Below are 12,129 nucleotides of genomic sequence, written 5' to 3' on the forward strand. Positions count from 1 at the left end.
GGGGTTCCTTTCCGGGGCCTACTTCACGGCTCCGACCGCGATGCCGCGGGTGAGCGTGCGCTGGAAGAGGAGGAAGAACACGAGAGCGGGGAGCAGGCCGAGCAGGGCCGCCGCGTTGGTCATCGTGGCGTCCATCAGGCGCTGGCCCTGGAGGACGCCGAGGGCCACCGAGACGGTCTGGTTGTCGTTGGAGATCAGCATCACCAGGGGCAGCAGGAACTCGTTCCAGGTCCAGATGAAGAAGAAGACCAGGAGCACACCGAGCGTGGGCCGGCTGACGGGGACGACGATCCGCCACAGGATCTGCCACTTGCTCGCGCCGTCGATCCGGGCCGCCTCGACGATCTCGCGGGGGAACCGCCCGAGGACCGAGGAGAGGAGGTAGGTGCCGAAGGCCGCCTGGATCACCGTGAAGACGATGACCACGCTCAGCCGGGTGTCGTAGAGGCCGGCCTCCTTGGCGAGGAAGTACACCGGGTAGACCAGCGCCTCCTGCGGCAGCATGTTCGCCAGCACGAAGAAGGCGAGGATCCAGGTGCGGCCCCGGACCCGGCCGATGCCGATCGCGTACGCGTTGAGCACGGACAGGACGACGGCCAGGACCGCCACCGAGCCGCTGATCAGCACCGAGTTGAACAGCTTCCGGCTGTAGTCGACCCGCTGCCAGAAGTCCTTCAGCCCGTCGAGGTAGAGGCCGTCGGGGAGGCTCAGCGGGCCGCCGCGCGAATACTCCGCCGGGGACTTCACCGCGTTGACGGCCACGATCAGGAACGGGACGACCATGAAGAGGGCGGCGACGCAGAGGGCCACGAGGACGGGGTAGCGGCGGACGGCGGTCATGTGCGTGCTCCCTCCTCGGCGTCCTCGGCTCGGGTCTGGAGCCTCAGGCCGACCAGGGCCAGGGCGAGGACGATCACGGTCAGGACGGTGGAGATCGCGGCGCCGTAGCCGACCTGGGTCTTCTCGAAGAACGTGGTGAAGGAGAAGTAGGACGGCACGTCGGTGGCGCCGCCGGGGCCGCCCTTCGTCAGGACGTACACCGCGCCGAACACCTTCAGCGCGGCGATCGTGCACCACAGCAGGACGACATGGATCTCGGGCCGGATCTGCGGCAGCGTGATGTGCCGGAAGCGGCGCCACCAGCCGGCGCCGTCCAGCTCGGCGGCCTCGTACAGCGCCGGGTCGACGCGCTGCAGCCCGGCCATGAAGACGACCAGCGGGAAGCCGAGCTGCACCCACACCATCACGGCCATGACCGTGTAGAGGGCGAGGTCGGGGTCGCCGAGCCAGTCCTGCTGCCATCCGCCGAGCCCCACCGCCTGCAGCAGCTCGTTCAGGGAGCCGTTCTCGGGGGCGAGGATCCAGCTCCAGACGATGCCCGCCACCGCGATCGGCAGCACCTGGGGCAGGTAGAAGCAGGCCCGCAGCACGGCGGTGACCCGGCTGCCGAAGTGCTTGCCGACGAAGTCGAACAGGGCGGCGGCCAGGACCAGCCCGAGCGCGGTCGGCACGGCGGCCATCGCCACCACCATGAACAGGCTGTGCCGGAACGACGCCCAGAACGCGGAGTCGTCCAGCAGCTCCCGGTAGTTGGCGAGCCCCGACCATTCCGGGTCGCCGACCCCCTGCCAGTCGGTGAAGCTCACCCCCGTGTTCATCAGGAACGGCACGACGACGACCGCGAGGAAGGCGAGGGCGCCGGGCAGGAGGAACAGCGCGTAGGAGTCACGGTCGGCGCGGGGCCGGCGGGTGCCGCCGTCGCGCCCTTCCTTGGCGACCGCCCGCCCCCGCTCCACGGTCACCGTCATCGCTTCGGTACGTCCTTCTCGTACGCCTTCCCGATCGCGTCCAGGTAGGCGTCCGGGTCGGCGTCGCCGGTGATCAGCTTCTGGGTCTCGGAGACGAGGACGTCGTAGAAGCCGGGGACCGGCCAGTCCGGGTAGAAGGCCAGGCCGTCCTTCTCGGAGAGGGTGTTGAAGTCGGCGATCAGCTTCTTGGCCCGGGGGTCGGTGATGGCGTCGGGGTCCGCGGCCACCGGGACACCGCCCTTGTCGCCGAGCAGGTTCTGGATCTTCTCCGACATGGTGATGTCGATGAAGTCGTAGGCGAGTTCCTTGTTCTTCGCACCCTTGGGGACGACCCAGAGGTTGCCGCCGGAGCCGAGCGTGAGGTTCGTGTCGGGCCACAGGAAGGTTCCCCAGTCGAAGGTGTTCTCCGCCTGGAACCGGCCGTACCACCAGCTCCCCGAGAACAGGATCGGTGCCTTGCCCTGGATGAAGGAGACGCCCGCGTCCTCGGACTTCGCCCCGGTCGACTTCTCGCCGATGTACCCCTTCTCCACCCAGTCCGCGAAGGTCTCGGCCCCGTACGTCCAGGCGGCGTCGTGGAAGTCGGTCTCGCCCTCGTACAGCTCGTAGGAGTCCACCCAGTCACGGTCGGCCCTGCTCAGCGCCAGCTGGTACAGGTACTGCTGCGCCATGTACTCGGCGCCGGCGTTGGCGAGCGGGGTGATGCCCGCCTTCACGAACTCGTCCATGGCGGCGGTGAGTTCGGCGAGCGTGGTGGGTTCCTCGATGCCGTGCTCGGCGAAGAGGTCCTTGTTGTAGAAGACCATCGTGTACTCGGCGTAGTTCGGCACGCCGTACCAGGCGCCGGAGCCCATGACGCCGTCGGTGTCGTAGCGACTGGTGGTACGGACGCCCGCGCTGAGCTTCTTGTCCCAGCCGCGCGCGCTCACCTGCGGGGTGAGGTCGGTGAGGAGCCCCTGCTTGGAGAGGAGCCCGGCGGTCGCGTTGCCCTTGTTGTACTCCATGAGGTCGGGCGCGTCGGAGGAGTTGAGGACCATGGGGGCGGTCTTCCGGATCTGTTCGAACCCCTTCTCCTCGAACTCGACCTCGACGCCCGGGTGGGTCTTCTCGAACTCCTTGATCGCCGCGTTCCAGGCCACGCCCATCGCGCTGTCCGGACCTTCGTAGTGCCAGAGGCGGAGGGTCCGCCCGTCGCCACCGCCGCTGTCCGAACCGCCGCAGGAAACCAGGAGCAGCGCTCCACCGAGCGCCACCGCGGCCGCCGCCGTACGCCTTCGTGCCGTCAACATCCTGCGCCTCCGGGGGAGTCGGATGGATCGTCGAAAGGTGCCGTCGAATCGCTTCGATGAATGAAGTCGAAGCGCTTCGACGGAAGGTAGGGGCGGGCCGGGGATGCGTCAATGGGGCGTACGGGATCCGCCTCCGGAGGCGTGGGGGCGCCGCGGGTGTGGGGGAGGCGGTGGGGGCGAGGTTGCCGCGTCCGCTCCGGCCTCAGTGGGACGGCGAGTTTCAGTGCAGCGGGTCGCGGGCGGGGGGCACCAGGCATGCTCGGTCCCGGTCGTGGCCTCGCCGCCCCCGCTGTCGGGCGACGCGGTGAGCTTGGCCTTCGCCGGGGCGTGGCGGCATGCCCGCTCGTGCCATGTGGCCGGCCGGAGCCGGAGTCGATGGCCGGGTGGGGGTCGTGGTGGCGGGGGCGGGATTATGGCTGGCAGATCTGGAGGACGGGGGGATTTCGCCCACAGATGCACTCATCATGATGACCTTCACCTGACAGCACACACATACACATCTTTCCCACCCATACATTCGTTGGCCAGGGTGCGTGTGATGGGCGGGGCGCCCCGGATCGGGTGGGGGCCCGGTCCGGTACAGGAAAGTGCGACAGCCCGGCATCGAACACGCGCCCGGAACGATCCCGTGGGGGGAAGTGCGTGCACGTCGACAACTGGCCCAACGGCATTCAGCCGAAGCGGACCGACGGCGAAGGTGAAGGCCTCGGTCCAGGCCCTGGTGGTAGTGGCTCCGGCGGCGAGGTGGTCTGGCCCGAGGCCGCCGGCAGAACGGGATCCGTCTCCCGGACCCGGCCGGGCCGAGCGAGCGGAGTGCCCCGGCAGCCGACCGCCTCCGGTGCGCCCGGGGCCCTGTCGGGTGTCGTCCCGGCGCCCTGGGAACAGCCCGACCAGCCGGGCCGTCATCACGATCCGCACGAGGTGACCGTGCAACTCGACGGTGTGGGGCGCGAAGTGGACGAGGGCCAGGGCAGGCACGCCGGCAAGGACGGGGACGCCGCGGGCGCCGCTCAGGACTCCGACGGCCCGGTCTTCGTGGACGAGTCGGGCCGCCGCCGGAACCTCTACCGGCGCCTCGGCATCGCCGTCGGCACCGCCTGCGCCGCGTACGCCGTCGTCATCGTCGGCACCCTCGTGTCGGGCAACTCGGACGCGCCCTGGCTGCCGGTGCCGATGCAGAAGGACGACAAACCGGCGGGCAAGGTGGACACGCCCCCGCTGCCCGCCGAGTCGGACGACCGGTCCGACGAGGCGGAGGGCTTCGTACCGGACGCGGGTCCGGGCGGGGGCCGTACGGGAGCGACGTCCTCGCCCGGCGCCAAGTCCCCGGCCGGTTCGTCCGGCAGGGCGAAGCAGCCGGAGAAGTCCGCCGGCGCCGAGCCGTCGGCCGGGCCCAGCGCCAAGGCGACGCCGAAGCCGCAGCCGAAGCCGAGCGGCGGCGCGAAGGACCCCGAGCCGTCCGCCCCCGCGCCCGAGCCGCCGAAGGTGGACCCCAGCCCCGCGGAGCCGCCCCCGCCCTCGCCCTCGCCCTCCGAGACCGGCTCACCCGACCCGGGTCCGGGCTCCGGCACGGACACCGTCGCCGACGGACCGGCGTCCCCGGCGCCCGTCGAGCCCGCCCCGTCGACGCCGCAGGACTCGCAGAGCCCGCAGGAGCCGTCGGGCCCGCAGGACCCGCAGAACCCGGAGAGCCCCGCCTGATGACCCGCTCCAAGCGCGGCGGCACGCCTTCGCGTGCCGCCGCCCCCCGCCGTACCCGCTCACCGCGAGCACCGCAGGTCCCCGAAGTCCCCGAGGGCGGCACGGCCGACGACCCGGCGGGCGACACGGCCGAGGGACCGAGCCCGAGCCCGAGCCGGAGCCCGAGTTTGAGCAAGAGCGTCGGCAAGAGCCCGCGTAAGCGCACGCGCAAGCGTTCCGGACGCCGCGTGCCGCTGCGCTATCTGCTGCCCTGCGTGCTGCTCCTCGCCCTGATGGCCATGCTGATGCTGCGCGGATACGTGCACAGCGAGATCCTCGCGGACCACCGGGTCGGGCCGCCGGTGGCGAACGACCGGGTGCCGAAGAAGATACTCAAGGGCGGGCCCGTGATCGACACCCGCTCGGGCCGCCGGATCACCCTGGACATCCCCGATCACGAGCTGGTCCTGACGTTCGACGACGGGCCCGATCCCACGTGGACCCCCAAGGTCCTCGACATGCTGAAGAAGCACGACGCCAAGGCCGTCTTCTTCATCACCGGCACGATGGCCTCGCGCTATCCGGACCTGGTCCAGCGGATGGTCGACGAGGGTCACGAGATCGGCCTGCACACCTTCAACCACCCGGACCTCTCGCTCCAGAGCAAGGACCGCATCGACTGGGAGCTGTCCCAGAACCAGCTCGCGCTCGCGGGCGCCGCGGGCATCCGCACCTCCCTGTTCCGGCCGCCGTACTCCTCGTTCTCGGACCGGATGGACAACCGGACGTGGCCGGTCACGCAGTACATCGGCAGCCGCGGCTACATCACCGTCGTCAGTGACACCGACAGCCAGGACTGGGCCCGCCCCGGCGTCGACGAGATCATCCGCCGGGCCACGCCCGAGCGCCGCGGTGACGGGCACATCGTGCTGATGCACGACGCCGGCGGCGACCGCTCGCAGACCGTCGCCGCGCTGGACCGGTACATCAGCGGACTCCAGGCCGAGGGCTACACGTTCGACACCCTCACCGGCGCCCTGGACGCGCCCAGCGCGCACACCCCGGTCACCGGCCTCGGCCTGGTGAAGGGCAAGGTGTGGGTGACGCTGGTGCAGGTGTCGGAGAAGACGACGAGCGTCCTCGTGGTCGCCCTCGCGGTCGTCGGCGTCCTGGTCCTCGCCCGCTTCGGCCTGATGCTGATCCTGTCGATCGCGCACGCCCGCAAGGTCAGGCGCCGTGGCTTCCGCTGGGGCACGGACGGGCCCGTCACGGAACCGGTGTCGGTGCTCGTCCCGGCGTACAACGAGGCCAAGTGCATCGAGAAGACGGTCCGTTCACTGGTGGCGAGCGACCATCCCATCGAGGTGCTGGTCATCGACGACGGCTCCAACGACGGCACGGCCGGCATCGTCGAGGAACTGGGCAAGGACCTGCCGGGCGTCCGTGTCGTGCGTCAGCTCAACGCGGGCAAGCCGGCCGCCCTCAACCGGGGCATCGCCAACGCCCGCCACGACATCATCGTCATGATGGACGGTGACACGGTCTTCGAACCGTCCACCGTCCGCGAGCTGGTCCAGCCGTTCGCCGACCCCCGGGTCGGCGCGGTCGCCGGCAACGCCAAGGTGGGCAACCGCGACACCATGATCGGCGCCTGGCAGCACATCGAGTACGTGATGGGCTTCAACCTCGACCGCCGGATGTACGACGTCCTGCGCTGCATGCCGACGATCCCCGGCGCGGTCGGGGCGTTCCGGCGCACGGCACTCGAACGCGTCGGCGGCATGAGCGAGGACACCCTCGCCGAGGACACCGACATCACCATGGCCATGCACCGCGACGGCTGGCACGTCGTCTACGCCGAGAACGCGCGCGCCTGGACCGAGGCCCCGGAATCCGTCCAGCAGCTGTGGTCGCAGCGCTACCGCTGGTCGTACGGCACGATGCAGGCGATCTGGAAGCACCGGGGCTCGTTCTTCGACCGGGGCCCCTCGGGCCGGTTCGGGCGCGTCGGCCTGCCGCTGGTGTCGCTGTTCATGGTCGTGGCCCCGCTGCTGGCCCCGCTCATCGACGTCTTCCTGCTCTACGGCCTGGTCTTCGGGCCGACCGAGAAGACGGTCGGTGCCTGGCTGGGCGTCCTGGCCGTCCAGGTGGTGTGCGCGGCGCTGGCGTTCCACCTCGACAAGGAGCGCATGACCCATCTGATCTCGCTCCCGCTCCAGCAGATCCTCTACCGCCAGCTCATGTACGTCGTCCTGCTGCAGTCGTGGATCACGGCGCTGACCGGCGGCCGGCTGCGCTGGCAGAAGCTGCGGCGGACGGGGGCCGTGGGGCTGCCCGGCGCACCGCAGGAACAGGCGGCCGCCGCAGTGCCGCAGCAGCCGTCGGGGCAGCCGTCGGGAGAGCGGAGGCCGGTCGGATGAGCACCCTCACCCAGGACTCCGCACCTCGGACCCCCGCCGCCCCGGCCGTCTCCGGCCGGGACCGCTACTTCGACCTCCTCCGCGCCCTCGCCATCTTCCGGGTGGTGCTCTACCACCTGGCCGGCTGGAGCTGGCTGCCGCTGGTCTTCCCCTCCATGGGCGTGATGTTCGCGCTCGCCGGCAACCTCATGGCGCGCTCGCTGAAGCGTCCGGCGCTGGGGGTCATCCGGGGCCGGCTGCGCCGTCTGCTGCCCCCGGTGTGGCTGCTGGGCGTCGTCGGCGTGACGGGGATGGTGGCCCAGGGCTGGGCGCCGGATCCGTACTGGCACCCCCTCTGGTGGTGGTTCCACCTCGCGTTCTGGATCCTCCCGGTCAGCGAGCCGCCGTACGCCGACGGCCTGCCCGGGGTGCACGGCCTCATCGGCGCCGACTGGGCCGTGGAACTGGCCGGGCCCCTCTGGTACGTCCGCACCTACATCTGGTACGTCGTGCTCTCCCCGGTGCTGCTGCGCGCGCTGCGGAAGGCGCCGGTGGTGACGGTCCTCGCGCCGCTCGCCCTGGCGGCGGTGTTCGAGCTGGGCTGGCTGGCCGTCCCCGGCGAGCGGCTCACCTCGGGTTTCACGGACTTCACCACGTTCGGTGCCTGCTGGCTCCTCGGCATGGCCCACCAGGAGGGCATCCTCAAGCGCCTGCCGAGGTACGTCGTGCCGTCCGTGGCCCCGGCCGTCGCCCTCTTCGGCCTCTGGTACGCCCTGCGCCACGACTACGGCCAGGGCCACGACCTGGACGACATGCCGTTCGCCCAGTCCCTGTGGTCCGTCGCCGCGGTGGCGCTACTGCTGCATCTGAGCCCGTCGTGGTCGCGGTGGCCGCCCCGGCTGCGCCGCTGGGACGGGGTGATCACCTTCCTCAACTCCCGCGCGGTGACGATCTATCTCTGGCACACCACCTGCATCATGATCGCCGCGACCCAGTGGGACCGGCTGTGGGACGTGGTGTTCCTCGAACGACACGCCCCGTGGCTGCTGGAGAGCGTCTGGCCCGTGCTGGCCCTCACCTGGCTGCTGGTCGTCGCCTGTGTCGTCGCGTTCGGCTGGGCGGAGGATCTGGCGGCCCGGCGCAGGCCGCGGTTGTGGCCGCGGAGTGGGGATGCCGGGAGGGCCGGGAGCAGGTCCTGACCCGGGCGGCCGGTTACGTGTGCTCGGACATGTATTGACCCGGTAACACACCGGGATACGCACTTGCGTGCGACTGAGCGGGTGGTGGATGTTGGGCTCGCTGGAGGCAGGTGTTCCGCGCACTGCGTGCCTCGCCGAAGCGACTCAAGGAGTGACACCCGCCGATGACTCAGCCTCCCGGCCCGCCGTACGACGGGTACGGCTCCCAGCCGCCGCAGCAGCCGTACCCGGGACCCTACGGGTCCCCGGGCCAGGCTCCCGGCCAGCCGCCGAACCCGTACGCGACGGCTCCGCAGCAGCCGTACGGGGGCGGCGGACAGCCGCCGTACGGGGCGCCGGGCGGGCCGGGGGCGCCTGGGGCACCCAACTACGGCCCGCAGTACGGCGGTTACCCGCCCCCGCCCCCGCCCTCCGGTGGTGGCGGCAAGATCGCGCTGATCATCGTGGCCGCCGTGGCGGCGCTCGCGGTGATCGGCGGCGGCATCTTCCTCCTCACCAGCGACGGGGACGACACCGACACGGCCAGGCCCGGGCCGAGCGCGTCGGCCACGGCCACCGAGTCCGAGAGCCCGGCCGAGACGGAGGAAGCCACCGACGTGGCCACGGAGGAGGCCACCGACACGCCCGACGGCGGTCTGGACGACGGGGGGTCGACCACCGCGCCGGCCAAGGGCGTCGAGGGCCAGTGGCAGGACGACGAGGCCCGCACCCTGACGATCGGCGCCGAGCAGACCGCCGGGGAGGCCAAGGGCCAGCACCCGCTGTCCTACATCGACATGGTCGGCGGCAAGGGCATCATGACCGGCGTCGGCAAGTACCGCGACGACAACAACTTCCGCATGGCCCTCACCCCCATGGCCTCGAAGGACGTCAGCGAGGACGACGTCACCTTCGCCACGGTCCGCCGCTCCGGTGACGACGTGGTCATCACCTGGGAGGCCGGCGGCACGGACACGCTCAGCTATGTGGGCGAGGCGTCGGGCTGACCGTTCGTCCGACGGGCGCGGGCCTGTCGTCCCCGCCGAGACGCGTGGCCGCTCCGCCTCCGGGGCGGCCACCTCCCGTTGGGCGCCCGGGCAGCGAGGGTCGAGGTCATGGCGGACCGACGGCAACCCGCAGCCGGGCGGCGGCGACTGAGGGGAAAGGAGAGACGGGGAGCGTTCACACATGAGGAGCGATGCCGAGCACATCGACGGGTTCGCGGCCTGGATCGAAGGCGTGATGCGGGCCCGTGGGTACGACCTCGACAGCCCGCGCGGCGGCGGCAGGACCAAGCTCGCCGAGGACGCGGGGGTGCACCGGGCGGCCATCACCCGGCTGCTGCAGCGCCGGAGCATGCCGGATCTGGAGACGATGCGGGGCCTGTCCCGCGCGCTCGGCATTCCGGTCCGCGACGTCCTGATCCGCTCGGGCAAGCTCACCGAGCAGGACCTGCCGCAGGCGCCGGAGCCACCCAGGACCGGCACGGCCCCCGGCGGCCACACGCTCTCCGCCGAGCAGGCGGCGACCGCGCTCGGCATCCCGGAACACCTCCGGGCGGCCTTCGTCCGGATCACCGAACAGCTCAGACTCGGCACGGCCCCCGCCCCGGCCGCTCCGGAGACGGGCACGGACGGCCACACCGACACCTGACCCCGACCCAGCCGTACCGCCACCTGCTCCGCCCCGGCGGTTCCGGCACCTGCCCCCCGCCCCGCGGCCGTACCGGCACGTGACCCATCCCGGCGGTTCCGGCACTCGACCCCGCTCCCCAGGCGTACCGGCACCTGCCCCCCGCCCCGCGGCCGTACCGGCACGTGACCCATCCCGGCGGTTCCGGCGCCCGCCCCCGCCCCCCGGCGGTTCCGGCGCCCGCCCCCCGGCCGTACCGGCACCCGCCCCCGTCCAGCCGGCGGAGTCGATCGTCCCGGCGGTGGCTTCCCGTGCGCGCCCGGCGTGGATGCCTGTGGTCTTCGCCACGCTGAGCGACGGCACCCGGTGCCCGTACATTGGCATGAGGATCTGGCCGAAGGCGGCACGACCACCGGGTATGACGCCCCGCTCACCGATTCCTCACCGACCGGTCCCCGCATCCGTGAGAGCGAAGTTCCCTTCCGGTCACCCGGTGCCACAGAACAGGAAACGCGCTCTCCCTACCTTCGGGACTCATCACCCCTCATCCCCGTATCGCAACATCTGAGCCCGGAGAACGTGGAGGCGTCATGACAGCCCCGAGCACTGCCCCCGCACCAAGCAGGGGAGGCCGCTGGATCGAGCACTGGGATCCCGAGAACGAGGCCTTCTGGAACGAGACCGGCGAGAAGGTCGCCCGCCGCAACCTGATCTTCTCGGTGCTCTCGGAGCACATCGGCTTCTCCATCTGGACCGTCTGGTCGGTGATGGTGCTGTTCATGGGCCCCGAGTACGGGCTCACCCCGGCCGACAAGTTCTTCCTCGTCTCGATGGCCACGCTGGTCGGCGCCATCGTCCGCATCCCGTACACCTTCGCGGTGGCACTCTTCGGCGGACGCAACTGGACGGTCGTCTCCGCGAGCCTGCTGCTCATCCCCACCGTCGCGGCCTTCGTAGTGATGGAGCCCGGGACGTCGTTCAACACGTTCCTGGTCTGCGCGATGCTCGCCGGTATCGGCGGCGGCAACTTCGCCTCCTCCATGACCAACATCAACGCCTTCTTCCCGCTGCGGAAGAAGGGCTGGGCGCTCGGTCTCAACGCGGGCGGCGGCAACATCGGCGTCCCGGTCGTGCAGCTCATCGGTCTCGCCGTCATCGGCGCCAGCGGCGGTCCGCGCGTCCTGCTCGGGATCTACATCCCCTTCATCGTGATCGCCGCGGTCCTCGCCTGGATCAAGATGGACAACATCGCCGAGCTGAAGAACGACACCGGCGCCGCCAAGGAAGCCGTCAAGGACGCCCACACCTGGATCATGTCCTTCCTCTACATCGGCACCTTCGGCTCCTTCATCGGCTACAGCTTCGCCTTCGGCCTGGTCCTGCAGACCCAGTTCGGCCGTACGCCCCTGGAGTCCGCGTACGTCACCTTCATCGGCCCCCTGCTCGGCTCGCTGATCCGGCCGGTGGGCGGCGCGCTCGCCGACAAGTACGGCGGAGCCAAGATCACCCTGTGGAACTACGTCGCCATGGCCGGCGCCACCGGCGTCATCGTCATCGCCTCCATGCAGAAGTCGCTGCCGCTGTTCACCACCGCGTTCATCGTGCTCTTCGTCCTCAGCGGTCTGGGCAACGGCTCCACCTTCAAGATGATCCCGGGCATCTTCCAGGCCAAGGCCCTCGCCAAGGGGCTGGAGGGCGAGGAGGCCGCGGCCTACGGACGCCGCCTCTCCGGAGCCACCATGGGCATCATCGGCGCGGTCGGCGCACTCGGCGGCCTCGGCATCAACCTGGCCTTCCGCCAGTCCTTCCTCACGGTCGGCTCCGGCACCGGCGCCTTCGTCAGCTTCCTCGCCTTCTACGGACTCTGCTTCGCCGTGACCTGGGCCGTATACCTTCGCCGCCCGGCCTCGAACACCTCTGCGGAGGCGACGACGACGGAGGCGAAGCCGCAGCTCAGCTACGCCGAGGTGTGACATCGCCCATGCCGTGACACGTGCGACGTAACACCAGCGACATCAACCCGAACCGAGCCTGTCACGCGTCGTTGACAGGCTCGTTCGGCATGGGGGCGCACCAGTCCGTGCCACCGTACCGAGGGCAACGATTCGACTGCGGGACGAGAGCCATGTACGACGAACAGCAG

Annotated in this window: 9 protein-coding genes; 6 read left to right on the top strand and 3 right to left on the bottom strand. The window is 70.8% G+C overall.

All coding sequences use genetic code 11. The annotated features are described in order from the left end of the window. Positions 1-18 precede the first annotated feature (18 nt). Genes ACWCRJ_RS15975 through ACWCRJ_RS15985 form a run of 3 tightly spaced genes read right to left on the bottom strand, consistent with a single transcriptional unit; the run spans position 19 to position 3,097 of the window. Positions 19-840, bottom strand: a complete 822-nt coding sequence (locus ACWCRJ_RS15975) for a carbohydrate ABC transporter permease (protein WP_450939837.1) — start codon at positions 838-840, stop codon at positions 19-21. Then, complete coding sequence (locus ACWCRJ_RS15980) at positions 837-1,808, bottom strand: carbohydrate ABC transporter permease (protein ID WP_450939838.1); 972 nt, start codon at positions 1,806-1,808, stop codon at positions 837-839. Before ACWCRJ_RS15980 ends, ACWCRJ_RS15975 begins: the two co-directional genes overlap by 4 nt. Beyond that, positions 1,805-3,097, bottom strand: a complete 1,293-nt coding sequence (locus ACWCRJ_RS15985; RefSeq protein ID WP_450939839.1) for an ABC transporter substrate-binding protein — start codon at positions 3,095-3,097, stop codon at positions 1,805-1,807. Before ACWCRJ_RS15985 ends, ACWCRJ_RS15980 begins: the two co-directional genes overlap by 4 nt. A gap of 642 nt (positions 3,098-3,739) precedes the next feature. On the opposite strand from ACWCRJ_RS15985, the gene ACWCRJ_RS15990 reads away from it, so the two are divergent. From ACWCRJ_RS15990 to ACWCRJ_RS16015, 6 genes are all read left to right on the top strand, one after another. Beyond that, positions 3,740-4,798: a hypothetical protein gene (locus ACWCRJ_RS15990; RefSeq protein WP_450939840.1), complete on the top strand. Its 1,059-nt coding sequence runs from the start codon at positions 3,740-3,742 to the stop codon at positions 4,796-4,798. Continuing rightward, positions 4,798-7,197, top strand: a complete 2,400-nt coding sequence (locus ACWCRJ_RS15995; protein WP_450939841.1) for a glycosyltransferase — start codon at positions 4,798-4,800, stop codon at positions 7,195-7,197. The genes ACWCRJ_RS15990 and ACWCRJ_RS15995 overlap by 1 nt, the downstream gene beginning before the upstream one ends. Then, positions 7,194-8,375, top strand: coding sequence for an acyltransferase family protein (locus ACWCRJ_RS16000; RefSeq protein ID WP_450939842.1), 1,182 nt, complete (start codon positions 7,194-7,196; stop codon positions 8,373-8,375). Before ACWCRJ_RS15995 ends, ACWCRJ_RS16000 begins: the two co-directional genes overlap by 4 nt. 164 nt (positions 8,376-8,539) lie before the next feature. Next, positions 8,540-9,361, top strand: a complete 822-nt coding sequence (locus tag ACWCRJ_RS16005; protein ID WP_450939843.1) for a hypothetical protein — start codon at positions 8,540-8,542, stop codon at positions 9,359-9,361. A gap of 181 nt (positions 9,362-9,542) precedes the next feature. After that, positions 9,543-10,007, top strand: coding sequence for a helix-turn-helix transcriptional regulator (locus tag ACWCRJ_RS16010; protein ID WP_450939844.1), 465 nt, complete (start codon positions 9,543-9,545; stop codon positions 10,005-10,007). A gap of 569 nt (positions 10,008-10,576) precedes the next feature. Further along, positions 10,577-11,959: a nitrate/nitrite transporter gene (locus tag ACWCRJ_RS16015; protein WP_450939845.1), complete on the top strand. Its 1,383-nt coding sequence runs from the start codon at positions 10,577-10,579 to the stop codon at positions 11,957-11,959. The last annotated feature ends 170 nt before the right edge of the window (positions 11,960-12,129 follow it).

It is taken from the genome of Streptomyces sp. NPDC002324 (genome assembly GCF_053593335.1).

What these genes read in the sequence shown, in the direction of transcription:
- ACWCRJ_RS15975 (WP_450939837.1), bottom strand. Translation starts at nt 840, where the DNA reads ATGACCGCCGTCCGCCGCTACCCCGTCCTCGTGGCCCTCTGCGTCGCC.
- ACWCRJ_RS15980 (WP_450939838.1), bottom strand. Translation starts at nt 1,808, where the DNA reads ATGACGGTGACCGTGGAGCGGGGGCGGGCGGTCGCCAAGGAAGGGCGC.
- ACWCRJ_RS15985 (WP_450939839.1), bottom strand. Translation starts at nt 3,097, where the DNA reads ATGTTGACGGCACGAAGGCGTACGGCGGCGGCCGCGGTGGCGCTCGGT.
- ACWCRJ_RS15995 (WP_450939841.1), top strand. Translation starts at nt 4,798, where the DNA reads ATGACCCGCTCCAAGCGCGGCGGCACGCCTTCGCGTGCCGCCGCCCCC.
- ACWCRJ_RS16000 (WP_450939842.1), top strand. Translation starts at nt 7,194, where the DNA reads ATGAGCACCCTCACCCAGGACTCCGCACCTCGGACCCCCGCCGCCCCG.
- ACWCRJ_RS16005 (WP_450939843.1), top strand. Translation starts at nt 8,540, where the DNA reads ATGACTCAGCCTCCCGGCCCGCCGTACGACGGGTACGGCTCCCAGCCG.
- ACWCRJ_RS16010 (WP_450939844.1), top strand. Translation starts at nt 9,543, where the DNA reads ATGAGGAGCGATGCCGAGCACATCGACGGGTTCGCGGCCTGGATCGAA.
- ACWCRJ_RS16015 (WP_450939845.1), top strand. Translation starts at nt 10,577, where the DNA reads ATGACAGCCCCGAGCACTGCCCCCGCACCAAGCAGGGGAGGCCGCTGG.